At 64.4% G+C, this 25,877-nt stretch carries 22 protein-coding genes; 7 read left to right on the top strand and 15 right to left on the bottom strand.

What is annotated here, in order from left to right:
* The first annotated feature begins 259 nt into the window (after positions 1 to 259).
* Positions 260 to 1,614 (top strand): IS3 family transposase gene (locus tag ACTORR_RS20115; protein WP_441343822.1). Its coding sequence is split into 2 segments (ribosomal slippage): positions 260 to 733 and positions 736 to 1,614, totalling 1,353 coding nucleotides; the frame shifts between segments, so codons are not numbered across the junction.
* A 511-nt stretch (positions 1,615 to 2,125) separates the two neighbouring features.
* Here the strand turns inward: ACTORR_RS20115 and ACTORR_RS20110 are convergent.
* The 12 genes from ACTORR_RS20110 to ACTORR_RS20055 are packed head-to-tail and all read right to left on the bottom strand — an operon-like array spanning position 2,126 to position 12,803.
* Positions 2,126 to 2,785: a hypothetical protein gene (locus tag ACTORR_RS20110; protein ID WP_313365597.1), complete on the bottom strand. Its 660-nt coding sequence runs from the start codon at positions 2,783 to 2,785 to the stop codon at positions 2,126 to 2,128.
* Positions 2,782 to 3,168: a type II secretion system protein GspM gene (gspM, locus tag ACTORR_RS20105; protein ID WP_099815912.1), complete on the bottom strand. Its 387-nt coding sequence runs from the start codon at positions 3,166 to 3,168 to the stop codon at positions 2,782 to 2,784. Before gspM ends, ACTORR_RS20110 begins: the two co-directional genes overlap by 4 nt.
* Positions 3,165 to 4,241, bottom strand: coding sequence for a GspL/Epsl periplasmic domain-containing protein (locus ACTORR_RS20100; protein WP_313365596.1), 1,077 nt, complete (start codon positions 4,239 to 4,241; stop codon positions 3,165 to 3,167). The genes gspM and ACTORR_RS20100 overlap by 4 nt, the downstream gene beginning before the upstream one ends.
* Entirely contained in the window at positions 4,238 to 4,876 is a 639-nt protein-coding gene (locus ACTORR_RS20095; protein WP_313365595.1) for a PulJ/GspJ family protein, read from the bottom strand. The genes ACTORR_RS20100 and ACTORR_RS20095 overlap by 4 nt, the downstream gene beginning before the upstream one ends.
* Complete coding sequence (locus tag ACTORR_RS20090) at positions 4,873 to 5,241, bottom strand: type II secretion system protein GspI (protein WP_099815909.1); 369 nt, start codon at positions 5,239 to 5,241, stop codon at positions 4,873 to 4,875. The genes ACTORR_RS20095 and ACTORR_RS20090 overlap by 4 nt, the downstream gene beginning before the upstream one ends.
* The gene (gspH, locus tag ACTORR_RS20085; RefSeq protein ID WP_313365594.1) at positions 5,238 to 5,675 is read right to left on the bottom strand and encodes a type II secretion system minor pseudopilin GspH; all 438 of its coding nucleotides are present in this window, start codon (positions 5,673 to 5,675) and stop codon (positions 5,238 to 5,240) included. Before gspH ends, ACTORR_RS20090 begins: the two co-directional genes overlap by 4 nt.
* A 3-nt stretch (positions 5,676 to 5,678) precedes the next feature.
* Complete coding sequence (gene gspG / locus ACTORR_RS20080) at positions 5,679 to 6,113, bottom strand: type II secretion system major pseudopilin GspG (RefSeq protein ID WP_054886254.1); 435 nt, start codon at positions 6,111 to 6,113, stop codon at positions 5,679 to 5,681.
* Positions 6,114 to 6,130: 17 nt separating this feature from the next.
* On the bottom strand, positions 6,131 to 7,333 hold the full coding sequence (gene gspF / locus ACTORR_RS20075) for a type II secretion system inner membrane protein GspF (RefSeq protein ID WP_313365593.1): 1,203 nt from the start codon (positions 7,331 to 7,333) through the stop codon (positions 6,131 to 6,133).
* Between the two features lie 3 nt (positions 7,334 to 7,336).
* A complete protein-coding gene (locus ACTORR_RS20070; RefSeq protein WP_054886252.1) occupies positions 7,337 to 8,785 on the bottom strand; it encodes a GspE/PulE family protein in 1,449 nt (482 codons plus the stop codon).
* Positions 8,785 to 10,719, bottom strand: coding sequence for a type II secretion system secretin GspD (gene gspD / locus ACTORR_RS20065; RefSeq protein ID WP_409521038.1), 1,935 nt, complete (start codon positions 10,717 to 10,719; stop codon positions 8,785 to 8,787). The genes ACTORR_RS20070 and gspD overlap by 1 nt, the downstream gene beginning before the upstream one ends.
* 21 nt (positions 10,720 to 10,740) lie before the next feature.
* Positions 10,741 to 11,166, bottom strand: coding sequence for a pilus assembly protein PilZ (locus ACTORR_RS20060; protein WP_313365591.1), 426 nt, complete (start codon positions 11,164 to 11,166; stop codon positions 10,741 to 10,743).
* Positions 11,163 to 12,803, bottom strand: a complete 1,641-nt coding sequence (locus tag ACTORR_RS20055) for a lipoprotein UxpA (protein WP_441343821.1) — start codon at positions 12,801 to 12,803, stop codon at positions 11,163 to 11,165. Before ACTORR_RS20055 ends, ACTORR_RS20060 begins: the two co-directional genes overlap by 4 nt.
* A gap of 224 nt (positions 12,804 to 13,027) precedes the next feature.
* Between ACTORR_RS20055 and ACTORR_RS20050 the strand changes: the two genes are divergently transcribed.
* The gene (locus ACTORR_RS20050) at positions 13,028 to 15,097 is read left to right on the top strand and encodes a PhoX family protein (RefSeq protein ID WP_313364522.1); all 2,070 of its coding nucleotides are present in this window, start codon (positions 13,028 to 13,030) and stop codon (positions 15,095 to 15,097) included.
* 139 nt (positions 15,098 to 15,236) lie between these two features.
* Here the strand turns inward: ACTORR_RS20050 and gspK are convergent, their stop codons facing one another.
* On the bottom strand, positions 15,237 to 16,202 hold the full coding sequence (gspK, locus tag ACTORR_RS20045; protein ID WP_313364523.1) for a type II secretion system minor pseudopilin GspK: 966 nt from the start codon (positions 16,200 to 16,202) through the stop codon (positions 15,237 to 15,239).
* Between the two features lie 145 nt (positions 16,203 to 16,347).
* Between gspK and tatA the strand changes: the two genes are divergently transcribed.
* The 4 genes from tatA (at position 16,348) to ACTORR_RS20025 (ending at position 19,744) form a co-directional block, all read left to right on the top strand.
* Positions 16,348 to 16,581, top strand: a complete 234-nt coding sequence (gene tatA, locus ACTORR_RS20040; RefSeq protein ID WP_054886248.1) for a twin-arginine translocase TatA/TatE family subunit — start codon at positions 16,348 to 16,350, stop codon at positions 16,579 to 16,581.
* Complete coding sequence (gene tatB, locus ACTORR_RS20035) at positions 16,581 to 16,871, top strand: Sec-independent protein translocase protein TatB (RefSeq protein WP_313364524.1); 291 nt, start codon at positions 16,581 to 16,583, stop codon at positions 16,869 to 16,871. Before tatA ends, tatB begins: the two co-directional genes overlap by 1 nt.
* A complete protein-coding gene (gene tatC / locus ACTORR_RS20030; protein WP_054886246.1) occupies positions 16,868 to 17,611 on the top strand; it encodes a twin-arginine translocase subunit TatC in 744 nt (247 codons plus the stop codon). The genes tatB and tatC overlap by 4 nt, the downstream gene beginning before the upstream one ends.
* A gap of 84 nt (positions 17,612 to 17,695) precedes the next feature.
* Entirely contained in the window at positions 17,696 to 19,744 is a 2,049-nt protein-coding gene (locus tag ACTORR_RS20025; protein ID WP_262109163.1) for a Het-C domain-containing protein, read from the top strand.
* Between the two features lie 66 nt (positions 19,745 to 19,810).
* Here the strand turns inward: ACTORR_RS20025 and ACTORR_RS20020 are convergent, their stop codons facing one another.
* Both ACTORR_RS20020 and purL read right to left on the bottom strand, forming a co-directional pair.
* On the bottom strand, positions 19,811 to 20,122 hold the full coding sequence (locus tag ACTORR_RS20020) for a hypothetical protein (RefSeq protein ID WP_054886244.1): 312 nt from the start codon (positions 20,120 to 20,122) through the stop codon (positions 19,811 to 19,813).
* 3 nt (positions 20,123 to 20,125) lie between these two features.
* Entirely contained in the window at positions 20,126 to 24,025 is a 3,900-nt protein-coding gene (gene purL / locus ACTORR_RS20015) for a phosphoribosylformylglycinamidine synthase (protein ID WP_054886243.1), read from the bottom strand.
* A gap of 302 nt (positions 24,026 to 24,327) precedes the next feature.
* Here purL and mltF point away from each other — a divergent pair, with 302 nt between their 5' ends.
* The gene (gene mltF, locus ACTORR_RS20010; protein ID WP_054886242.1) at positions 24,328 to 25,785 is read left to right on the top strand and encodes a membrane-bound lytic murein transglycosylase MltF; all 1,458 of its coding nucleotides are present in this window, start codon (positions 24,328 to 24,330) and stop codon (positions 25,783 to 25,785) included.
* The last annotated feature ends 92 nt before the right edge of the window (positions 25,786 to 25,877 follow it).

Here is a 25,877-nt window from a genome sequence, read left to right as displayed (position 1 = left end):
ATGTGCCTGCCTTGGGATGTTCGGCGCCTGTGAGATCGAGCGCCGCCCGCGCGGCGCATCGCGGGCAAGCCCGCTCCCACATCTGTTTCGGGCCAGTTACTCCTGTACCGCCAACAGGATCCGCCTTGGTGCCTGCCTTGGGATGTTCGGCGCCTGTGAGATCGAGCGCCGCCCGCGCGGCGCATCGCGGGCAAGCCCGCTCCCACATCTGTGGACTGCCCCCAAGAAGTTGGACACCAATCCAACCCTTGGGGGATTCATGGCCAAGTACACTGAGCAGTTCAAGCTCACAGCAATCACTGCCTATTTGGATGGCAGCAACGGTTTCCGTACGGTAGCTCGAAACTTTGGCATCGATTTCAGCCTGTTGCGACGCTGGGTTGCCAGCTACCAGTTGAGACGCAGCATCAGCCCAGGCTCACATGCACGGCGCTATACCGAGGACTTCAAGCGGCAGGTGCTGAGTTACATGCATGAGCATCGCCTTTCCCTGCGCCAAACTGCTGCGCACTTTGACCTGGGACAATCATCTCAGATAGGCATTTGGCAGCGGCAGTACTACAGTGGCAGTCCTGTCTCGCCTACTGTCATCAAGCAAAGAAAGCCAATCAACGTGTCAAAAAAAATCAAGCCAGCCAAGCCCACCAATACCGACGATGCGCAAACGCCTCGAGAGCAGCTGATGGCTGAGCTTGAGTACCTGCGCATGGAGAACGCTGTCCTAAAGGAGCTCAAGGCCATGCGGGAGGAACAGGAGCGAACACGGACGAAAAAGTCTTAATCGTCGCCAAACTCAAGCGCAGATTTCCTTTGCCTGACCTACTGCGGGTAGTCGGGCTGGCGCGCAGCACCTTCTACTATCAGCTCAAGGCTCAGCAGAAGCCGGACAGGCATGCGGCGCTCAAAGAACTGGTACATCGTGTCTATCACGAGCACAAAGGGCTGTACGGCTATCGCCGCGTTGCGCTCGTGATAAGAAAGGACAAGCTGGTGAACAAGAAGGTCGTTGAACGACTGATGGCTGAGCAAGGGTTGAAGTCAGTGGTACGGCCTAAGAAATACCGTTCCTATCGTGGTGTTGTCGGCAAGGTGGCGGCGAATTTGCTAGAGCGAAATTTTGTTGCCCAACGACCTAATCAGAAGTGGGTGACCGACGTGACTGAATTCAAGGTGGCGCAACAGAAGCTCTATCTCTCGCCGGTTATGGATTTGTACAACGGTGAAATCGTGGCGTACGAAACGGCCAAACGTCCTTGCTACAGCCTGGTTGGGAACATGCTCGACAAGGCCCTCGACTGCTTGGGAGAGAAGCCGAAGCTTGTGCTGCATTCAGATCAGGGATGGCATTACCAGCAGGCTCAGTATCGTCACAAGCTCCGTGGGCGAGGCGTGAAACAGAGCATGTCGCGCAAGGGCAATTGCCTGGACAACGCGGCCATGGAAAGCTTCTTCGGTACGCTCAAGTCTGAATTTTTCTACCTGAAGCGCTTTGAGAGTGTCGATGAGTTGAAAGCGGGCCTGGACGAGTACATCCGCTACTACAACCATGACCGCATCAAACTGAAGCTCAATGGCCTGAGCCCTGTTGAGTACAGGGCTCAGGCTGCAGCATAGAACTGTCCAACTTTTAGGGGGCAGTCCATCTGTTTCGGGCCAGTTACTCCTGTACCGCCAACAGGATCCGCCTTGGTGCCTGCCTTGGGATGTTCGGCGCCTGTGAGATCGAGCGCCGCCCGCGCGGCGCATCGCGGGCAAGCCCGCTCCCACATTTGTTTCGGGCCAGTTACTCCTGTACCGCCAACAGGATCCGCCTTGGTGCATGACTGGAGACCGGTGGAGCGGCATCAGCGCCCACCGAGAAATATCGCCATGCCCCTATTGGCTTCCGCCGATGCATCGCCATGCCCCTATTGGCTTCCGCCGATGCATCGCCATGCCCCTATTGGCTTCCGCCGATGCATCGCCATGCCAACAAGGCGGTCCCTGTTGGCGGTACAGGAGTAACTGGCCCGAAACAGATGTGGGAGCGGGCTTGCCCGCGATGCGCCGCGCGGGCGGCGCTCGATCTCATAGGCGCTGCACCTGTCATGGCGAACACATGGTAGCCCTGACCCAATCCCCCGTCCTACCAACGCACCTCCCGCTGCCCCGTCAGCACTTGCGGCCCCAGCCACTGTGCGCCACGCAGCAACGGCATCAGCGCTGACCCATCCTGCAAATTGAACATCACTCGCGCCCTGCGCTTCTCCAGGTCCGCTTCCAGCTTCAACTCATGTTCCCCCTGCTGCACCAATAGCCCACGCAAGCGCCACCCAGCAGAGCAATCCATCTCCACCCAGCCCTGCCCCAACCCCAGCGACCACGGCTCACTCAAGGCCAGATCCGTCACGCTCACCCGCCCCTCGCTGCTTCGACACTGGCGCCCCGAACCCTGCATGCGCAGCGCGCCTTGCCACTGCCCGGCCAGGCGGTAATCCGTCAGCGCCGTCGCCTGAGGCGTCAAAGCGGCGGCCTCCAATTGCCAACGCCAGGGCCAGCCTTCGGCGCGCACCTGCCAGGCTTGGCCCTGGAAACCAATCTGTGCGTTGGCCTGCATGCGCCATGGCTGCAACGTCCAGCGCAGTGGCCCAACCGGCCCCAGTTGCTGGGCCTGGCCTTGCCACACGCTGCCGCTGACATCGAGTGCCGACAGGCCAACGCCGCGCGTCACCCAGGCAGCCGGTAACTCGACCAACAGGGTCAGCGTGAATACCAACCCGCACCACAGCAGCACGCGACGGCTCATGGTTGCATCACCAACTCAAACCGCAGTCCCTTGGCATCCTGCTCCAGCCCCCACTGCAATGGTTGCGCCCCTTCCGCACGCAGGCTCTGTAACCAACCCTGCAACACGCGCTCATCCGCCACCTGCCCCCGCAGTTGCCAGCTTTTGCCTTGCACATCCACATCGGCCAGTTCGATTTGCCGCGACTGGGCTGACTGCCGCAGGCGCTCCAGGCTCACGCCCGGGCCACCCTGCAAGCTTGCAGCCTGCATTGCCAACTCACGCCACTGGCTGAGCTGACGCCACTGCGCCAAGCCTTCGCGCACGACCAGGAAGGCCAACAGCAAGCCGATCAGCCCCCACGCGAACCACAGCCGATGCCGCTGTATCCAGTCCCGATTCATGAGGCCGCTCCCAGGTCGAACACCACCTGCCCGTTCTGTACCTGCACAGCAGCGCCAACTGCACTGGCCATCTCGGCCCATGGCGGCGCGGCGCCATCGCCGTCCAGGCGCAGGTGCCAGCGTTGCCCATCGAAACGCGCGGCCTGCAGCCGCCAGGTGGGATGCTGGCGCAACCAGGCTTGCAAACGTGCCTGCAGGTCTTCGAGTTGCCGTTCGCACACTTGCTGTTGCAGCTGGCTTTGCCGCAGGCGCTTGAGAGCCTGCGCCGCATGCCGGGGGCTGGCCTGTTCACCGGTGACCGCCATTACCTGCGCACGCCAGGTCTGCACCTGGCGCCATTGCTGGGTCAGCCACAGGCCGGCCCAAATGCAGGCCAACACCAGGCACGCCGCAAGCAGGCGCAGCTGCTGCCGCGACATTCCCGGCAGCGAGCGCGGGTGACGGGGTTGATCGAGCAGGCTGGGCAGGTTGTCGAGCGGTGCCAAGGCAGTTGGCCAAGGACCGGACATAACCCTCTGGGACAGACCCGACCAAGGTTGCCGAGGCAGCTCGCCAAAGGCAGTGGGCCAGGCCAACCAATGCTCCGGCCCGTCCTCCACCCGCCCTTTGCACAGCACTAATTCCGGCGTGCGCTGCCACTGCCAGGCACTGCCCGGCTCGGGCGTCGGCAGCAACTGGAACTCGGCCCAGCAGCAATCCACCTGCAGGCCCCATTCGGCACATTGCTCACGCCATGGCCCCAGCAACTGCCGCTCTACCGCCATCAGGCGTAACTGCCCCGCCTGACGCGAGAGGCAAGCACACAGGATTTCATCCGGGTTCTGCAGCAAGCGGTCTTCCAGCAAAAGCGGCCACTCGTCACGCTTGAGACCCGGCGGTGCCGCCAGTTGAAACTGGCTAGAGCATTCCCCGGGAACGATCAGCGCCACCCGTGCCTGCAAGTTCGCCGGGGGCTCACCCTGCCCTTGGCGATGGGCGCTACCCACCTCGACCAGCAACCAATCCCAGACCTCACCCGGGCGCAGCAACAACCAGGGTCGAACTGGCGCAGTTCGGCGCCATTCAAACTTCATGAGCGCCCCCAGGGGAGAACAAAGGTGCAGACATACGGTGCTCCATCACGCTGCAATTCCAGGCGCACGCCACGACCTGGGTGCGCGGGTTGGTCGGAGGGCCAGGGCAGCCAGCGGCCACCCTGGTGGTAAAGCACATTGATCGCGCTGACCTGCGGCAGTTGCTCGCGCAATTCCCAGCGCGGCTCGCTGGCGGCGTACAGATCCGCCGACGTTTCCAGCAGCAGGCGTTGGTCGCGCGCATCGAAACGCAGACGCTGGCGTTGCAGGCGCGAACCGCCCTCGGCCTCGGGCAAGGCGGCGGCGGCCACCCAAAGCAACTGCTGGCGGTCGGCCTGCCAGTCTAGCCAGCGACTGGCCAAGGGCAGGCGCTGCTCGTACAGCTGGCGCAGCACCGGGCTGTCGAAGCGCCGCTCCAGGGCCAGGCAGAACTCCAGCACGCTGGAGTCCTGCGTATTCACCTGCAACCGCTCGCGCACCTTGAGCCAGCCATTGACCAGCGCCGAGAGCATGACCCCGAGCAGCGCGGTCAGGGCCATGGCCACCATCAGTTCGATCAGGGTCAAACCTGCCTGGCGTCGCTTTGTGGACTGATACTCGCCCGCTGGGGGAGCTACGCGACCTTTGTCCGTCATGGCTGCTCCAGAAAAACGGTGTACTGGCCCAGCGGCAGGCGTTGGTCGCGGTCGGCATACAGCAGCAATTCACCCCGCCGCAAATCGCGCACACCGGTGCGGCGCAGCTGCATTTGCCAGTGGCAGGCCTGGCCACCTTGTTCAAGTACGCCATTGACCTGGTTGCTGGCTGGCCAGTATTGCTCGACGGTGAAGCGCGCCTGCAGCTCGCGGGCGCACAGCACGCCCAGACGATGCTGCTGCACGTTGCTCTGCACCGCCAGGCGCTGGCGCAACACCTGGCTGGTGATGACCGCCAGCACCGCGGCGATCGCCAGGGCCACGGTCACTTCCAGCAAGGTGAACCCGCGCTGCCGGCGTTTCATGGCGCCATCATCACGCGCAACTGGCCGTCGCGGCCCCACTCCCAACGCTGGCTGCCGCCGGCCCAGTGCCAGCTCACCGAACCCGGCTGCGCCCAGCCCTGCGGGGTGAACAGCACACGCGGCTGGGGGCTGGCCGGCCAGTCCGGGCGCAGGCCTTCTGGCCAGTCAGCCGGGGCGCCTGCCTCGACCACCCAGCCATCGCCATCACGGCGCACGAACTCAGGCCGCTGGCCGGTCCAACGCAGCCCGCGCAGCTGCCCGGCGTGCCGAGCCAGCGCGGCCTGGGTGCGGGTTTGCCAAGCCAGGCGCTGCAGAGCCTGATCGACGCTGGACTTGCTGCTGTCGAGCCAGGCCACCGCCATGCTGGTCATGAGCCCTGCGATGGCCAGCACCACAAGCAATTCGAGCAAACTGAAGCCGCGCTGGCCTGGCATACGTCAGAGCGCCCAGTTGCCCAGGTCGGCATCCTGGCCTTCGCCACCGGGCACGCCATCGGCCCCCAGCGAATACACATCGACCCGCCCATGTTCACCGGGCATGCGGTACTGGTACGGGGTGCCCCAAGGGTCTTCCGGCAGGCGGCGTACGTAACCGTCGCTACGCCAGCTGCGTGGCAGCGGTTCCTGGGTCGGCTTCTTTACCAGGGCGGCCAGGCCCTGTTCGTTGCTGGGGAAGCGCAGGTTGTCCAGGCGATACATGTCCAACGCCTGTTCCAAGGTCGCCAGGTCGGCCATGACCTTCTGTTTCATGGCCTTGTCCTGGTTGCCCAGCACGCTGGGCGCGACCACGGCGATCAGCAGGCCGATGATGAAGATCACCACCATGATTTCCATCAAGGTGAAGCCCCGCTGGCGGTTGCGTCGTTGCTGCATCGAAGTGCTCCTTGTGTTCACAATTGCAGGCCCTGGTTGAGTTGCATGATCGGTAACAGCACCGCCAGTACGATGAACAGCACCACGGCGCCCATCACCAGGATCATCAGCGGTTCGAAAAGCGCCATGGCGGTGTCCACCTGGCGGGCGAAGCCGCGCTCCTGGTCGTCGGCAACGCGTTCGAGCATGTCGGGCAAGGTACCGCTGGCCTCGCCACTGGCGACCATGTTCACCAGCAGCGGCGGAAACTGCTGGCTGACATCCAGGGCCCGGTGCAGGCTGGTGCCGCCCTGCACTTGCTGGCGCACCTGGTCCATGGCCAGGCGAATGCGCCGGTTGCCGACGGTCTCGGTTGCCACCTGCAGGGCTTCGAGCAGGGCCACGCCACTGCTGCAGAGGATCGCCAGGCTGCGTGCCAAGCGGGCGCTTTCCAGCACCTGCAGCAACACGCCGAGACGCGGCAGGCGTAGCAGCAGTTCATCACGGCGCAGGCACCAGTGCGGCTTGCGCAGCAGCCAGCTACCCAGCACGCCGGACAGCAGCGCCAGCCCCAGTAACCACGGGCCGGCATGCACCAGCCCCTGGCTCAGGCCGATCAGCAACGAAGTGATCAACGGCAGGCTTTGACCCGCGTGGGCGAACTGCTCGGTGAGTTTGGGCACGACGAAGGTCATCAGGCCAACCACCACCGCCAGCGACACGCCCATCAAGACGCAGGGGTAGATCAGCGCGGTGCGCGCCTTGTGTTGTTGGCGTTGCACCTGTTCGAGGTGATCGGCCAGGCGGGTCAGCACCTGGGCCAGGCGGCCAGAGCGCTCGCCGGCCTCGACCAGCGCGCAATACAAACCGGTGAACGGCGCGCCTTGCCGGGCGAGGCTGCGGGCCAGCCCGAGGCCTTCGGCGAGCGAGCCGCGCAGGGCCACCAGCACGGCATGCAGGGCCGGTTCGCGCAGCTGGCGTTCCAGCGTGGCCAGGGCATCGACCAGGGGGATGCCCGCGCCGGTCAGCGTCGCCAGCTGGCGCGTCAGCTCGCACAACTGCGCACGGCTCAGGCGCTGACGGCGCGGTTGCCGGCTGCCGGGCTCATGGCGTTGGAGCTGGCGCGGGAACAAGCCTTGCTCGCGCAGCAACTGGCGCGCATGGCGTTCGCTGTCGGCCTGCAGGCTGGCCTTGTGGGTCTTGCCGGCGAGGTCGACAGCCTGGTAACGGAAGGTCGGCATCGGTCAGCCCTGTACCACGCGCAGCACTTCGGCCAGGCTGGTTTCGCCGCGGGCCAGGCAGTCGCTGGCCATCGCCACCAGGCTTTGCCGGCGCTCGGCCAGGTAGCCCTGCATAGCCAGTTCGCTGGCGCCGTCGTACAGCAGGCCGACCAGGCCGGCGTCCAGCTCGATGAATTCGTAGAGCCCCAGGCGCCCGACATAACCACTGCCCTGGCACTGCGCGCAACCGACCGCGTGATAGCTGCTGTGCAGCGCTGCCAGCTCCGGCCAGAGGGCGCGTTCGGCCGCTTGCAATGGCTGCGCAACAGCGCACTGGCACAGGCGCCTGACCAGGCGCTGGGCCAGTACGCCGCGCAGGCACGAGGCGATCAGGAACGGTTCGATGCCCATGTCGCGCAGGCGCGTGACGGCGCCCACCGCGCTGTTGGTGTGCAGCGTCGACAGTACCAGGTGGCCGGTCAGGCTGGCCTGCACGGCGATCTGCGCGGTTTCCTGATCGCGGATCTCCCCGAGCATGATCACGTCCGGGTCCTGGCGCAGAATGGCCCGCAGGCCGCTGGCGAAGGTCAGCCCGGCGCGCGGGTTGATGGCGGTCTGGCCGATGCCGGCAATGGCGTATTCGACCGGGTCTTCGACGGTGAGGATATTGCGGCTGCCGTCGTTGAGGCTGTTGAGGCTGGCGTACAGCGTAGTGGTCTTGCCCGAGCCAGTCGGGCCGGTGGACAGTACGATGCCGTTGGGCCGCGCCAGGCAGCTGCGCAGGCCCTGCAGCACGGCGGCAGGCATGCCCAGGTTGGCCAGCGCCAGCAAGCTGGCCTGCTTGTCGAGCACCCGCATCACCACGCGCTCGCCGTGGATGCCGGGTAACGTCGATACCCGCACGTCCACTTCCCGGCCGGCTGCGCGCAAGGTGATGCGGCCATCCTGGGGCTGGCGCTTTTCGGCGATGTCCAGCCGCGCCATGACCTTGATCCGCGACACCAGCATCGCCGACAGTGCCCGCGGCGGGCGCAGCACCTCGCGCAGGTGGCCGTCGACGCGCAGGCGCACCACCAGGCTCTGTTCGAAGGTTTCGATATGGATATCCGACGCACGCAGGCGCAGCGCCTGGCCGAACAGGCCGTTGATCAGGCGGATCACCGGGGCTTCGTCATCGCTTTCGAGCAGGTCTTCGATGCGCGGCATTTCGCTCATCAGGCTGTCCAGGTCGACCTGTTCACCAATGCCTTCGATCAGCGCTTCGGTTGCCCCCGCGCCTGCCTCGTAGAGCTGGCCAAGACGCTCATCGAACGCCGCAGGCTCCAGGTACTCCAGCACCACCGGCCGGCCATGCACTCGCAGCAACTCCTGCAATTGGTCGCTGTCGGCATCGCGGCGCAACCACAGGCGCCAGCCTTGCTCGGCCGGCGCCATGGCCAGCCCGGCCTGGCGGGCCAGGCGATAAGGCAGCATCACCAGTTGCCACCTTCGAGGCGCGCGCGGCTGGCGGGGAACACCTGCAGCAACGGGGTCCCTTCGGCCAGGCCGGGCAACTGCAACGGCGTGGTCTGCTGCAGGGTGCGGTACTTGTCTTCACTGAGGCCGGCCAGGCTTGGTCCGTCACGGAGGATGCGCGGGCGGATGAACACCATCAGGTTCTGCTTGGTGTTCTTGCTGGCATCGGAACGGAACAGCCGCCCCAGATAAGGAATGTCACCGAGCAACGGCACACGCTGGTCACTGGTGCTGAGCTCGTCGCTGATCAGGCCGCCGAGGATGACCAGGCCATTGTCCTCGACCATGACCTTGGTCTTGATCTCGCGCTTGTTGGTGATCACGTCGCTGGCAGCGCGGGATTCGGCGATCGACGAAACTTCCTGAACGATGTCCAGGCGCACGCTGTTGTCGACGTTGATCTGTGGCTTGATGCGCAGCTTCACCCCCACTTCCTTGCGCTCGATGGTCTGGTAGGGGTTGGTGTTGTTCTGGGTCACCGAGCCGGTCACGAACGGCACCTCCTGGCCGACCAGGATCGACGCTTCGGCGTTGTCCAGGGTCAGCAGGGTGGGCGTCGACAGCAGGTTGAAGCCGCTCTTGCCCTTGAGTGCATTGATCAGCATGGCAAAGTTGAAACCGCCGCCGATGTGGCCGAAGCCGGCAGTGGCGCCCGTAGTGGAGGACAGCAGCTCGCCGAGTGCCTCGTTGTCACCACTGGCCGCCGCACCTGCGATGTTGGCGATGTTCACGCCGTTGCTGCCAAAGTTGACGATGCCGGCACCGAACTTCTCATCGGCGAACAGCCACTGCACACCCAGTTCCTGGGCACGGATGTCGGACACCTCGGCGATGATCGCCTCGACCACCACCTGGGCACGGCGGATGTCCAGCTGCTCGACGATGGAGCGATAGGCTGCCAGTTCGCTGTCGGGGCCGACCATGACCACGGCGTTGGTGCCCTCTTCGTATTCCAGGCGGATGCCGGAATCGCTGGCAGCCGCCATCACCGGCCGCGCCTTGCCCTCCCCTTCGCCAGCCGCTTCGCCGGGTACCGCGCCTTCCTGGCTAAGGCCACGCAGCACCTTGACCACTTCTGCGGCGTTGGCGTGGCGCAGGTACATGACCTGGGTGTTGCTGCTGTGCTGGTTGTCGCTGGGGCGGTCGAGCTGGCCGAGCAACGCCCGCACCCGGTCAGTGCTGCCACGTACCAGCAAGGCATTGCTGCGCGGGTCGGCGACCACTTGGGTGCTGTCGGCGCCCTGTTCGCGGGCCAGCAGGCGGGTGAGCAGCTGCGCGGTGTCGGCAGCGCTGGCGTGGCGCAATGGCATGACCTGCAGCGGCTCGTCGCTCACCTGGTCGAGCTGGCGCAGCAGGCTGTCGATACGTTCAAGGTTGCTGCGCCAGTCGGTCACCACCAACAGGTTGGCTGCCGGATACGGCGTGATCACCCCGACCCTGGGGTCGATCAGCGGCTTGAGGATGCCAAGCATCTGCTCGCTGGCGGCATTGCGCACATTGAACACCCGGGTGGCCACGCCGTCGCTGCCTGCGCTCGGTTTGCCAACGGGTTCGACCGGCACCGGCTCCAGGCGCGCAGCCTGGTCGGGGACGATCTTGACGCTGCCGTTGGGCAGGTCGACAGCCGCGTAGCCCTGGGCACGCAGCTGGGCGAGAAAGATGTCGTAGATGGCATCGGCGTCGTGGCGGTCGACGGTGCGCACGGTGACCTTGCCCTTGACCCGCGGGTCGACGATGAAGGTGGTGCCGGTGATGCGCGACACGCTGTCGATGAACTCGCCCAGCTCGGTGTCGACGAAGTTCACCTCGTACAGCGGTGTGCCGCTTTCATCGAAGGTTTCCGGCTCTTCTGCCCAGGCGAGAGACAGGCACAGGCTCAAGGCTGCGGCCATGCAGTATCTGGCAAACATCATTCATCCTTGCCGCTTGAAGCCGGTCACGACAGGGCGTGGCGGCCAGGGCAGGCGCTCGCGCCGCCCCTGGTTGTCGAAAATCAGGCCATCGGCATCGATGTCCTGCAATACGATGCCCGGTGCCAGGCGTTGACCGCGGCCGAGGGTGCGAACCTGCTGGCCATAGCGCACCACCACCACGCTGGCCGACAACGGCTGGGCCTTGAGGCCCCCGAGGTACTGCAACGGCAGGCGGGTGATGGCAATCGCGCCGTCATCGACCGCTGGCTGCCAGTGACCGATCAGCAGGCCAGGTAGCGGTGTGGTGGCGACCTGCGCCGGGCTGGCCGGTTGCGGCTGGCGGCTCAGTTGCAACACGCACTGGGCGGCCAGCCAGCCGGCCAGGGTCAGCAGGCCGCCAGTCATCAGGCGTGAAGCCCGGCTCACGAAACGGCCTGCCGCGGGTGCCAGCCTGGGTGACCCTGCACGTAGCGCACCTCGGGCAATGGCAACGACGCCAGTTGCCAATCGGCCTTCTGCCGCGCCAGCCAGGCCTCGACCCGCTGCCACAGCGGCTCGCCTGCCCGGGCTTCGAATTGCAGGCCAAAGGTGCGGCACAAGCCCTGCACCGCGTCGATACCGCTCACGCGCTTGCCTTGCGGGCTGTAGCTGACACGCCAGGCCTGGCCCTGCCAACGCGGCAGGTCCTGGCTGTTGTCGAGCAGCAAGGGGTCTCCGAACAGTTGCTCGGCTGCGTTCTCCAGCACTTGTTCAACTTGCCGGGCCGGGGCCTCGATGACGGGTGCCGGGTAGCCACCGGTCAGGCTGATCAAGTGCTCGCGAGTGATCGCCTCGCCTGCCGCCAGGGGGTAGTCGTAGCGCAGACCCGGCAGCAGCACAGGCAGGCTGCTGTCATCGGCCAAGGCTTGGTGCAGCAGGCGGTCCCAGCTACCGCCACGGGTATCGCGCCGCCACATGGCCTGCGGCGCACGCGCCAGTGGCTGGTCGAGCCACGCCGCGTGGCCGGCCCGTTGCTGGCGCAGCTCACCCTGCAATTGGCTGGCGCGCATCTGCGCTGCAGGCGACAGGTAGCGTGCAAACGCCGGGAAGAACTGCCCGTCGAACTGCCAATGCCCAGCCACCTGCTTGCAGCGCAGACGAAATGCGCCACTGCCGCGGCATCCGGCAAACAGCACAGGCACCCGACGGCCGCTGGCCTGGGTGGCTTGAACCGGTACCGGCCACAGGTCCTGACCACGGGCACAGAGCAGTACATCGGCTTCGGCCAGTCGCTCGGCCAGCCAAAGGCCCGGCCCGGTGCCGACATCGGCCATCGCCACCACCAGGTCGGCCTCGCGCCGCGCCTGCTCGAAGGTCGGCAGCAGTGACTGGTACCACTGTTTGAGCGAGCCCTTCTGGTCTTGTGCATAAGGGTCAGTGACACCGACCACGGCGATCCGGGCAGCGCCGCGCTCGAACACCTGCAGAGGCTCCAGGCCCAACGATTTGCGCTGCTCTTGTGCCAACCCGGCAGCAAGGGTGACAGCGCCAGACTGGCGGTAGAGCGCCGCGCTGCGCTGGGGCCAGAGCACGCGTTCATCGCTGCTGACCCGCGCTTCGCTGCCCAGCAACTGACTGCCCTGCACGCCGCTTTCGCCCTGGGTCAGGTAGGCCAGGCCGCTACCGTTCCAGCCCTGGCCGTTCTCCAGGGTCAGGCTGTTGCCCGGCCCGGCTTCGTTGCGCAATTGCTCCAGCAGCGCACCCAGCACCGCATAGCCGCCAAGCGTTGCGCCCGCCGCCTGGTTCGCATCGAGCAAGGGTGCCAGTTGCGGATGTGCCAGGCTGGCACTGGCACCGGTCATCCACGGTGCCCGGCCCAGCTGGCTGACCGGGCCCAGGCGCGTGGCTGGCACGACCGGCAAACCGGGCTGGCGGGCATCGAGGGTATCAGCGACGTACAACAGATCCACACTGGCGCTGCCGCCACGTTGGCCTGGCAATGCGGAACAGGCGCCGAGCAACGGCGCCAGCGCACCGACACCCATCCAGCTGATCAATTCGCGCCTGTTAACACTGCTCGCCATCGGGCCCGCCATCCTTATCCGAGTTCTCGTTGGGCCCCGGATGTTGCGGCGTTGGCATGACAGTTTGATGTCAAAAATCCGACAGACATTCCAAATTGATCTGTCTGATTTTGAAATAAGAACTTACAGTTTTAAAAACCCGTTCATATTTCTGCCAATGAATCATCACAGTAGCGCCCTAAAGTCGCGGTTTCCTCTAACTCAGCCACTACAAGGACATCCTGATGAGTCGAGATACCGGCGATAACCTGGACCGCAACCAGAGCGGCAACCTGCCGATGGCCAGCGTGATGGACGCTTACCTGAGCCGTCGTAGCGTGATGCGTGGCAGCCTGGGCGCCGCCATAGCCATGATCGCCGGTACCGGCCTGACTGGCTGTTTCGACAGTGGTGGCGGTTCCGATGACGATCCAGCACCGCAACCGCCGGTAACCGAGCCGACCGAACCGGAAGTCCCGAAACTGGCCCTGGGCTTCCAGTCCATCGCCGGCTCGCGCACCGACGCCTGCGTCGTCGCCGCCGGTTACAGCGCCTACGTGCTGGCGCCTTGGGGCACGCCGCTGAACAGCAACGCCAACCCGTGGAAAGCGGACGGCAGCAACACCTCGACCGACCAGGCCAACGCCATGGGCATGCACCACGACGGCATGCACTTCTTCCCGATCAACGGCAGCTCCGAAGACGGCCTGCTGGCGATCAACTTCGAGTACATCGACACCGCGGCCTTGCACCCCAACGGGCCGACTACCGATGCCAGTGGCAAGCGCCCGGCCGAAGAAGTGCGCAAGGAAATCAACGCCCACGGCGCCGGTGTGGTGCGCCTGCAGAAGGTCAACGGCCGCTGGCAGGTGGTCGACAACGACCCGCTCAACCGCCGCTTCACCACCGCTTCGCGCATGGAGCTGACCGGCCCGCTGCGGGGTACCGACCACGTCAAGACCAAGTACTCGGTCGATGGCACCCACTGCCGCGGCACCAACAACAACTGCGGCAATGGCTACACCCCGTGGGGCACCTACCTGACCTGCGAAGAGAACTGGCCGGGCATCTTCGTCAACAAAGGCACCCGCCCCGAAGACCAGCGCCGCATCGGCGTGGGCACCTCTAGTGGCCAGTACAAGTGGGAAAGCGCTGCCGGTGACAGCAGCGAAGTGGCCGATGAATTCGCCCGCTTCGACGTCACCGTCAAAGGTGCCAGCGCCACCGACGACTACCGCAACGAAGCCAGCACCTATGGCTACATCGTCGAGATCGACCCGTACAACAGCAGCACCCTGGCCACCAAGCGCACCGCCCTGGGCCGCTTCCGCCACGAAGGCTGCTGCCCGGGCCTGCCGGTGGTCGGCAAGCCGCTGGTCTGGTACATGGGCGACGACTCCAACAACGAATACCTGTACAAGTGGGTTTCCACCGCCGTCTGGGATGCCGCCGACGCCAACCCCGCCGACCGCCTGGCCACCGGGGCCAAGTACCTGGACCAGGGCAAGCTGTACGTTGCCCGCTTCAATGCCGACGGCACCGGCGTGTGGCTGCTGCTCGACGTGAACACCGCCACCACCGGCGGCAGCACCCTCGGTGCGCTGTACGGCGACCTTGCCGGCATCATTCTCAACACCCGGGGTGCCGGTGATGCAGTAGGCGCCACGCCCATGGACCGGCCGGAGTGGACCGCCGTCAACCCGCTCAACGGCGATGCCTACCTGACCCTGACCAACAACAGTGCGCGCACCCCGGAAAAGGTCGATGCAGCGAACCCGCGCGGCCCGAACCGCCACGGCCATATCATCCGCTGGCATGACAGCGACGACCAGCTGAGCTTCACCTGGGACATCTTCGTGTTCGGCGCCAACGCTGCAGGGACCGCCGACATCAACCGCTCCGGCCTGACCGAACTCAACCAGTTCGCCAGCCCGGACGGCATGAGCTTCGATAGCCGTGGCGTGCTGTGGTTCGAGACCGACAACGGCGAAACCACGCTCACCGACTACACCAACGACCAGCTGCTGGCGGTGATCCCCACCGACCTGGTCGATGCCAGCGGCAAGCAGGTGCCGATCAATGCCCAGAACCAGACGGCCCTGCGCCGCTTCTTCGTCGGGCCGAACGGTTGCGAGGTGACCGGCATCAGCTTCACGCCGGACAACAAGACGATGTTCATCAACATCCAGCACCCGGATAACTGGCCGTATACCGACAAGGCGACCGATGCGACTCCGGCAGGGACCAAGGTCAGGCCACGTGCGACGACGGTGGTGATCCAGCGGGATGATGGTGGGGAAATCGGTACTGCTTGATTCCATGCCGGTCAGCCAGCCTTGTGCTGGCTGTACCGGCCATTTCGCGGGCTTGCCCGCTCCCACAGGTGTTGCACATCCTTCAAGGTCTGCGGGGTTCCTGTGGGAGCGGGCAAGCCCGCGAAGAGGCCGGTACAGGTTACCAAGCCATCGGCTCCCGGCTGCGCACCCGCACTTGTTGCGCCGGCACCCGGGCATGCCACTGCACCACGCCTAACGCCTCCACCTGAAACTCACTGCGCATCACCCTGCCCTGTTCCTCGAACGACAGTTGCAACAGGTAATGCCCACTGTTGAGCAGCAACCCCTCGCTCAACCGCTCGAACGTCTCGTCATCCACCGCCCCCAGCGCCTGGCGCAACGCCGAGGCATCTTCATACCCCGACGCCGGCCGGCCACTGATGATGCGGCCAAGCAACGACCGCGGATAACGCCCCTCATACAGCGCATCGAGCAGCGGCAGGTGCTCCAACCCCAAGGCATTGGCATTCAGGCGCCAGCCTGTGGTCTGTGGCAAGGCACACAGCATCGGGTAACGACGCTGGCGGGTAGCATCCGGCTCCAGCAGCAGGTTCAGATCGCTGGTATCGAGCATCGGCTGGTTGGCGGCCAGCCGTGGCGGTTGCTGGCGCAGGTACTGGGCGCTTTCAGCGCCTTGCAGGCGGGCGTCGCTGTCACTGTCGAGCCAGTCGGCCAGCGCATCGACCAGGCGTTCGGCGGCCATGTCATCACCCAGCAGGTGCTTGAGCTGGCGCTCGGCACGCTCGCCATCGGCCCCCAGCAGCGCATTCACATTGAAGCAGGTGTGCTGATCACGCACCCGCAACTGCGCCTGCCCGGCACCGAAATCGTATTTCAGCGGTTGCCCGCGCAAGGCTTGCCAGAACAGCGGGCTAAGCCGCCAGGCAGGGTCACGCAGGGCCTGTTCGGCATACGCCAGGCCGGCCTGTTCCATCGCCCGCACCTGCACCCGCTGGCGCAACAGCTGCACCTCATCCACCTGACGGCGGCCATCCTCTACCAGCCAGGCCATGCCGGCGGCGAGCATGGCCAGCACCACCATCACCATCAGCAGTGCCGCACCCTGCTGTCGCTTGCCGTACATCTGCGCGCATCCTTTTCCTCGATGAAAGCGCCAGTCAACACGCGGGTTGTTGCAGCCAGGTTGCAATGGCCTTGCAGTCATATGGGCGTCATCTACACGCGGCAGGATTGGCCTTCATTTTCATGGCCTTACAGGAGTGGTCGAAATGGGTGGCATCGGAATCTGGCAACTGGTGATCGTACTGCTGATCGTGTTTTTGCTGTTTGGCACCAAGCGGCTCAAGGGCCTGGGCAGCGATGTCGGTGAAGCGATCCAGGGCTTTCGCAAGTCCATGGGCGGCGACCAGGACGTCAACGCGCCAGGCGCCACTCACATCCAACAGCAGCCACCGGTAACCGCTCAGGCCGCACAGCAGCCGCAAGCGGATCGCCAAGCCTGATGTTCGACATTGGCTTCAGCGAACTCTTGCTGGTAGGTATCGTCGCGCTGTTGGTGCTTGGCCCGGAGCGCCTGCCGGTCGCGGCACGTACCTTGGGCCGCGGGCTGGGCCAGGCACGCCGGGCAATGAACGGTTTGCGTGCACAGATGGAGCGGGAGATCGATATGCCCAGCCTGGACAGCGCCCCCTTGCAACGCCTGGAGCAGGAAATACGCCAGGGCATCAGCCTCAAGGCGGAACCGGCCAATGACAACGTCCCCGCCACCGTCGCCCGGGAGAACACGCCATGAGCATCGCCGTGGACCCAGCGGCACGCATGCCGTTGACCGAGCACCTGCGTGACCTGCGCAAACGCCTGGTGCGCTGCCTGTTGTTGCTGGCGGTGGTGTTCGCCGGCCTGTTCCCCTTCGCCCAGCAACTTTACACACTGATCTCCGAGCCGCTGCGCCGCTTCCTGCCGGAAGGCGCCAGCATGATCGCCACCAGCGTCACCTCGCCGTTCCTCACGCCATTCAAGCTGACGGCGATGTGTGCGCTGTTCGTCGCCATGCCGCTGTTGCTGCACCAGGCCTGGGGGTTTCTCGCCCCTGGCCTGTACCGCCGCGAGCGGCGCATCGCCCTGCCGTTGCTGGTGTCGAGCATCGTGCTGTTCTATGCCGGCATGGCCTTCGCGTTCTACCTGGTGTTCCCGATGATGTTCGGCTTCTTTGCCAGCGTGACGCCGGACGGCGTGGCGATGATGACCGACATCAGCCAGTACCTGGACTTCATCCTGGCGCTGTTCCTGGCGTTCGGCCTGGCCTTCGAGATCCCGGTGGCGACCTTCATCGTGGTCTGGGTGGGGTTGGCCGATGTGGCCACGTTACGGCACAGCAGGCCCTACGTGATCGTCGGCTGCTTTGTGGTGGGGATGATTCTGACGCCGCCGGATGTGTTTTCACAGACCCTGCTGGCGGTGCCGATGTGGGTGCTGTTCGAGGTGGGGTTACTGGCGTGCGGCGCTGTGCTCAAACATCCCGATACCCCTTGAGCCATGCATGAGAGAAATTCCTGCTGCATTAGCCATCGGCCAACCACTCAGCATGGCCATTCCCAACACTCTGTGAGAATGGCCATGACCACCGAAAACAGCGATAGCACCTCGACGCTCGTCAGCACCTACGCACTGGACCAGTTGAAGCGGTTCGCAGCGTCATCCAGCGAGCTTCTGTTTGCTCAGACGCTACTGCCCGTATTCGCCGCCAATACCCCCGTCGCATCGTTGCGCAGGCTCAAAGAGGCGCTCATGTCCGGAACCCTGGCCAACCCTGGGTATCGCGTGGCGAATCTCGAGGCGGCGATTACCACCTACGACAGTGAAACCCGCACTATCGTGGTCGATCGCACAACAGTTGAACAGGCACTGGAGCAAGCCGACGGCACGCCGGCGTTGCTCATTGCACTGATCGAAGGGTTTGGCTTGCACATAGACGCAGTCCTGCGCGAGGACTTTGAGGAACTGGAGGGTGCCGAGCCCGCCATGGAAGAGGTCCAGCCCGAATTTGCGAGTCGTTATGCAGCCATAATGACCTACTTCGACCGTGTTCCTGAAAACGGAGAAACGTTTGCCAATTACACCAGCGCTCAGTACGACGGCCCCCTTTCGCTGACGCTGCCGCCGCTTGAGGACGCTCCGGCACCGCCTGAGCAAGCACGGCGCCGCAAGCGCTTCGCCGCTGAAGCGGAAGACCTTGAGTCGCATGCACACGAGACCATAGGCAAAACGGCCCTGACCCGCGTCGGCTTCAACGACGACCAGTGCCTGGCCATCTACTTCGGTAACTGGCTGCGCGATTACTCACAGCTTATCGATCCCAAGGTCATTCGCAGGCCCGAAGCGACACCCAAATTCCCCGCCCTGTTCACCCGGCAGGCACTGACCAAGCTGGTCGACTGGATGGCACTGAAGAAGTTTCACAGTTTGCAAACCGACCCCCAAGGCCGCCAGGACTACACCGTCACACCTGAACTGCTCGGGGTTTACCGGCCTTCGCAACATATCGACAACCCGATCAACCTCGACGAAGATCCCCTCGATCCTCGTACCGTCGATGCAGAATTCGAGCCGCTGGTGTTTCGCGACGACCCGCTCAACAGCATCGACCCCGAGCATTGGACCATGAGCTACTTCAAGCCGGGGGTCAGCTACATGATGGACAGGCTGGATGCCGCAAAAACAGCGGGCATGACAGCCACTGGCATGCGTAACCTCGGTGAAGCACTGCATGTGCTCGAAGATTTGTTCGCCCATTCCAACTATGCCGAGCTGTGTTTGCGCAAAGCAGGGTATGCAGACGTTGCCACGTGGTCAGTCGACCTCATCGGCGCCAGGCACCCATGCCCGGTGGTAACCGGCCGATTCAGTGGGCTCGACGTCATTGGCAGCCTGGCCGAACCCTTGGCGAGAATACTCTTCCCCACCGAATCCCTTGCCTTCCGGCCAATAGATGAACATGAGCGCAGCGAAAACGAGCGGGCGCTGTTGATTTTGCTCGATGACACCAATGTTCCTGAAATCGCGCAAGCCTTCAAGTTCACCCTTGACCAACGTGACATCGCCGCGAAAAACCCGTTGTTCAACCAGGTACGAGCGGCCCTTTGGGTCCGCGACCTGCCACTCAATGCCATCAGTTATGCCAAGAATTGGCTCATGCAGAAGTTGGCGTCATGGGCAGGCGACCAGATGGGTACACTCCAGGTTGCGCTGGACAGTGACCCGAATGTCGATGAAAGCGCAATCGTCACCCACTCTCAGCTTGCCAAGGACCATGCGACCCATCCGCTGCATGACTTGGCTGCCCTGCTGGCGCACGACGCCGTCGAGCGAGTGGCAAGAGCGGTGAAGGAGTCCTGGGACGGGAACAACCAAAGGGTCCCTTCACATCTGGCAAGCAGTTACTTCGTTCACCCCAATGACACCGGTTGGCACGACTCGATAGTCAAGCAGTGGGCGCAAGCCAATCCGGACAAGATCGAGGAGGCCTGCAGCCCGACCCGCCTCATGCAGCGCCGTAGAGAAGAGCTTGAAGCTTCGCTCAGGCGTCTGCAATCGCTGGGTAATGATGACAACTACACGGTCATCAAATACTCCGAGACCCTCAGAACGCTTCTGCCCATCTCATAAACATTCAACCGCATGCCCAAAAAGCAAAAGGCCCTGACTGGATACTGTCAGGGCCTTTGCGGGGGTTCAGAAATCAGCTAACAAATACACCTCGTACGCGGGCGTCTCATACGGGTGAGCGTGCCTTAACGCAGCGACCACCGGGACGATCAGCTCGTCGGCGACCACCATCTCTACCTTCCATTCTTCGACAACCTCTACCCGCCCGGTTTGCCCGAGGAACGGCTGGCTGCCGTCCAACGGGCGAAACTGGCCCTGGCCAAGGGTTTGCCAGGCGCAGTGATCGTAGCCGCCGATTCGCCCGCCACCGGCGGCGAACACGGCGGCCTTGACCGCTTCAACGTGGCTGGCCGGGACGAAGAAGGCGAGCTTGTACACGCCTTAGTTCACCCACACCCGTGCATTGCGGAACATACGCATCAGCGCGGCGTCTTCCTGCCACTCATCCGGGCGCCAGGAGTTCTGCACGGCGCGGAACATACGCTCTGGGTGCGGCATCATGATGGTCACGCGGCCGTCGCGGCTGGTCAGGCCGGTGATACCACGCGGCGAGCCGTTCGGGTTGGCCGGGTAGGCTTCGGTGACCTTGCCGTGGTTGTCGACGTAGCGCAGCGCCACGCAGCCGGAAACGTCGGCTGCCAGCAGTGCCTCTTCGCTGGCGAACTCGGCATGGCCTTCACCATGGGCGATGGCGATCGGCATGCGCGAACCGGCCATGCCCTGCAGGAAGATCGAGTTGGACTTCTGCACCTCGACCATGGCCACGCGCGCCTCGAACTGCTCCGAGCGGTTGCGCACGAAGTGCGGCCAGTGCTCGGTGCCCGGGATCAGCTCGTGCAGGTTGGACATCATCTGGCAACCGTTGCACACGCCCAGGGCGAAGCTGTCGCTACGCTCGAAGAAGGCCTGGAAGGCATCGCGGGCGCGGCTGTTGAACAGCGCCGACTTGGCCCAGCCCTCACCAGCACCGAGCACGTCGCCGTAAGAGAAGCCACCGCAGGCGACCAGGCCCTTGAAGGCTTCGAAGTCGACCCGGCCAGCGAGGATGTCGCTCATGTGCACGTCGATCGCAGCAAAGCCTGCGCGGTCGAAGGCGGCAGCCATCTCGACCTGGCCGTTGACGCCCTGCTCGCGCAGGATCGCCACTTGCGGGCGCACGCCCTTCTTGATGTAGGGCGCGGCAACGTCGTCGTTGACGTCGTAGCCCAGCTTGACCGACAGGCCAGGGTTGTCTTCTTCCAGCAGCAGGTCGAATTCCTGGTCGGCGCAGTCGGCGTTGTCGCGCAGGCGCTGGATCTGGTAGCTGGTTTCAGCCCACTGGCGCTGCAGCATGCGCCGATCGTCGTCGAACAGCACTTCACCATTGAGGCTGATGGAGACTTCGCCGTTGTTGATCGGCTTGCCGATCACTGCGACGCACTCTTCGCCCAGGCCAGCAGCGCTGAACTGTGCCAGTACGTCCGGGGTGGCATCCTGGCGAACCTGGATGACCGCACCCAGCTCTTCGTTGAAGAGGATCGCGGCCACATCGGCCTTGCTGTCGGTCAGCGGGTCGAGTTGCAGGTCAAGGCCGCAATGGCCGGCGAAGGCCATTTCCAGCACGGTGGTCAGCAGGCCGCCGTCGGAACGGTCGTGGTAGGCCAGCAGGTGGCCGTCGGCGTTCAGGCCCTGGATCACGGCGAAGAACGCCTTGAGGTCTTCGGCGTCGTCGACGTCCGGTGCCTGGGCAGCGATCTTGCCGTAGGTCTGGGCCAGGATCGAGGCGCCCATGCGGTTCTTGCCGCGGCCCAGGTCGATCAGGATCAGGTCGGTCTCGCCCTTGTCCATGCGCAGTTGCGGGGTCAGGGTCTGGCGGATGTCGGTGACCGGGGCGAAGCCGGTGATGATCAGCGACATCGGCGAGGTGACGCTCTTCTCGACGCCCTCTTCGCTCCACTTGGTCTTCATCGACATCGAGTCTTTGCCGACCGGAATGGTAATGCCCAGCTCCGGGCACAGCTCCATGCCGACAGCCTTGACGGTGTCGTACAGGCGCGCGTCTTCACCTGGGTGGCCAGCGGCGGACATCCAGTTGGCCGACAGTTTGATGTCGGACAGCTTTTCAATGCGCGCAGCAGCCAGGTTGGTGATGGTCTCGCCGATTGCCATGCGCCCGGAAGCCGGGGCATCCAGCAGCGCCAGCGGGGTGCGCTCGCCCATGGCCATGGCTTCGCCGGTGTAGACGTCGAAGCTGGTGGCGGTGACCGCGCAGTCGGCTACCGGGACCTGCCACGGGCCGACCATCTGGTCGCGGGCAACCAGGCCGGTGATGGTGCGGTCGCCGATGGTGATCAGGAAGCTCTTGCTGGCCACGGCCGGGTGGCTGAGCACGCGCTGCACGGCAGCGTCCAGGTCCAGCTGGCTCGGGTCGAAATCATCGCCCAGTTCGGCTTCGCGGGTGACCGAGCGGTGCATGCGCGGCGGCTTGCCCAGCAGCACGTCGAGCGGCATGTCCACCGGGGTGTTGCCGAAGTGGCTGTCGCTGACGGTCAGGTGCGGCTCTTCAGTCGCTTCACCGACGACGGCGAACGGGCAACGCTCACGTTCGCAGATGGCCTGGAAGCGCTCGAAATCGACGGCGCTGACGGCCAGCACATAACGCTCTTGCGATTCGTTGCTCCAGATTTCGTGCGGGGCCATGCCCGGCTCGTCGTTGGGCACGTTGCGCAGTTCGAAGCGGCCGCCACGGCCACCGTCGTTGACCAGTTCAGGGAAGGCGTTGGAAATGCCACCGGCGCCCACGTCGTGGATGAAGGCGATCGGGTTCTTGTCGCCCAGCTGCCAGCAGCGGTCGATGACTTCCTGGCAACGGCGCTCCATTTCAGGGTTTTCGCGCTGCACCGAGGCGAAGTCCAGGTCTGCCGAGCTGGCACCGGTGGCCACCGACGAGGCGGCGCCGCCACCCAGGCCGATCAGCATGGCCGGGCCACCGAGCACGATCAGCTTGGCGCCGACGGTGATCTCGCCTTTCTGTACGTGGCCTTCACGGATGTTGCCCATGCCGCCGGCAAGCATGATCGGCTTGTGGTAGCCGCGCACTTCCTCGCCGTGCGGGGTGTCGATGGCTTGCTCGAAGGTACGGAAGTAGCCGGTCAGGGCCGGGCGACCGAATTCGTTGTTGAACGCGGCACCGCCCAGCGGGCCTTCGATCATGATGTCGAGGGCGTCGACGATGCGCTCAGGTTTGCCGTAGGCCTGCTCCCATGGCTGTTCAAAGCCCGGGATGCGCAGGTTGGACACGGTGAAGCCGGTCAGGCCGGCCTTTGGCTTGGCGCCACGGCCGGTCGCGCCTTCGTCGCGGATCTCGCCGCCGGAACCGGTGGAAGCGCCGGAGAACGGGGCGATGGCCGTCGGGTGGTTGTGCGTCTCGACCTTCATCAGGATGTGCACCGGCTCCTGCACCGCGCCATACTGGCGGGTTTCAGGGTTCGGGAAGAAGCGGCCGGCAACGCTGCCGACGATCACCGAGGCGTTGTCCTTGTAAGCCGACAGCACGCCTTCGTTGTGCATCTGATAGGTGTTCTTGATCATGCCGAACAGGCTCTTTTCCTGAGCCTGGCCGTCGATGTCCCAACTGGCGTTGAAGATCTTGTGGCGGCAGTGCTCGGAGTTGGCCTGGGCGAACATCATCAGTTCGATGTCGTTCGGGTTGCGCTTGAGCCCCTGGAAGGCGTTGACCAGGTAGTCGATCTCATCTTCGGCCAGGGCCAGGCCCAGGTCGATGTTGGCCTGGGCCAGGGCTGCGCGGCCACCGCCGAGGATGTCGACCGAGGTCATCGGCTTGGGCTGGGCGTGGCTGAACAGGTCGGCTGCCTGCTCCAGCTTGGCCAGCACGCGCTGGGTCATGCGGTCGTGCAGTTCGGCGGCGATCAGCCCGGCATCGGCCTCGCTCAGGTCGCCAGCCACGTAGTAGGCGATGCCGCGCTCCAGGCGCTGGATCGACTGCAGGCCGCAATTATGGGCGATGTCGCTGGCCTTGCTGGCCCAGGGCGAGATGGTGCCCAGGCGCGGCACGACCAGGAACAGGCGGCCTGTCGGCTCCTGTACCGGCACGCTCGGGCCGTATTTGAGCAGACGGCCCAGCACCTGCTGCTGGTCGGCGGTCAGCTCGCCGTCAACGTCGGCGAAGTGGGCAAATTCGGCATACAAACCAGTAACAGCGGGGACTTTCTGGCTCAGTTGCTCGAGTAATTTACCGTGGCGAAAGGCAGAAAGGGCAGGAGCGCCGCGCAGGATCAACATCGTCGGGACAGCCTCAGGAAGGGGTGTGCTTAGAGGCCGTGCATTCTAGCCTAATTCGATGGCTTTCGGCACCCGCTCTAAGCCATGGCTGCCGGGCGGCTGAACCGGACTTCGGGGTCAGATTTTGCGGCGCTTGCGGGGGGCCTGCTGGATGCTTGTCAGCTGCCTGCCGGGTGCCTGCCTTCTGATGTCTGGCGCCTGGTGGCCTTGATGCAATCCCACCCCACCACACAACCCGCTACCAGACAAGCTATCTGTTGTCGAGATATGGCTGTGCCGGTCCTTTGCGTATACTGCAACCTATGTTCGCCCACACTGCTTTGCGCCAGCGTTGCGCCAGATGGCTAATCGCAACCGGACTCTTTCTGCTGCTCGGTGCCTGCGTTGAAAAACCCAGCACCCTGGAGCGCGTGAAGGAGGACGGCGTGCTGCGCGTCATTACCCGCAACAGCCCGGCTACCTACTTCCAGGATCGCAACGGCGAAACCGGCTTCGAGTACGAACTGGTCCAGCATTTCGCCGACGACCTCGGCGTCAAGCTGCAGATCGAGACCGCCGACAACCTCGACGAACTCTACGATTCGCTCGGCAAACCCTCCGGCCCGGTGCTGGCGGCTGCCGGCCTGGTCAGCAGCGACCGGCGCAAGGCCCAGGTCAGGTACTCGCACCCTTACCTGGAAGTGACCCCGCAGGTCATCTACCGCAACGGCCGCCCGCGCCCCACCGACGCCAAGGGCCTGGTCGGCAAGAAGATCATGGTGCTCAAGGGCAGTAGCCATGCCGACCAGCTGGCCGAACTGAAAAAACAGTATCCGGGCCTGGACTACGAAGAATCCGACGCCGTCGAAGTGGTCGACCTGCTGCGCATGGTCGACGAAGGGCAGATCGACCTGACCCTGGTCGACTCCAATGAACTGGCGATGAACCAGGTGTACTTCCCCAACGTGCGGGTCGCCTTCGACCTGGGCGACACCCGAGACCAGCGCTGGGCGGTGGCGGCAGGTGATGACAACAGCTTGCTCAACGAGATCAACGAATTCCTCGACAAGGCGCAGAAGAACGGCACCCTGCAGCGCCTGAAAGACCGTTACTACGGCCATGTCGACGTGCTCGGCTACGTCGGCGCCTACACCTTCGCTCAGCACCTGCAGCAACGCCTGCCCAAGTACGAGAAACACTTCAAGAGCTACGCCAAGGTCGAACAGGTTGATTGGCGCCTGCTGGCCGCGATCGGCTACCAGGAATCGATGTGGCAGCCTGAAGTCACTTCCAAGACTGGTGTACGCGGCCTGATGATGCTGACCCAGCGCACGGCCCAGGCCATGGGCGTGTCCAACCGCCTGGACCCGAAGCAGAGCATCCAGGGTGGCGCCAAGTACTTCATGAAGATCAAGGAAGAACTCGACGACAGCATCCAGGAACCGGACCGCACCTGGTTCGCCCTGGCCGCCTACAACATCGGCACCGGCCACCTGGAAGACGCCCGCACCCTGGCCAAGCGCGAGAAGCTCAACCCGAACAAGTGGCTGGACGTGAAGAAGATGCTGCCGCGCCTGTCGCAGAAGCAGTGGTACCGGCAGACCAAGTATGGTTATGCCCGCGGTGGCGAGCCGGTGCACTTCGTCGCCAACATCCGCCGTTACTACGACATCCTCACCTGGGTGACCCAGCCGCAGCTTGAAGGCCAGGTGGCCGAAGGCAACCTGCATGTGCCCGGCGTGAACAAGGACAAGCCGGCGGATCAGTCGCCGCCAATGTAAGCCTGCCCCGGCCCCTTCGCGGGTAAACCCGCTCCAGCAGGTACACCACCGGCCTGAGGCGAGTGATGTTGGTGTGCCCGCGAAGAGGCCGG

It is taken from the genome of Pseudomonas sp. SAR267, from assembly GCF_052077595.1.
GTDB classification, from domain to species: domain Bacteria; phylum Pseudomonadota; class Gammaproteobacteria; order Pseudomonadales; family Pseudomonadaceae; genus Aquipseudomonas; species Aquipseudomonas vlassakiae.
Note: the sequence above shows the minus strand (reverse complement) of the source record. Positions and strands in the feature narration are given on the sequence as shown.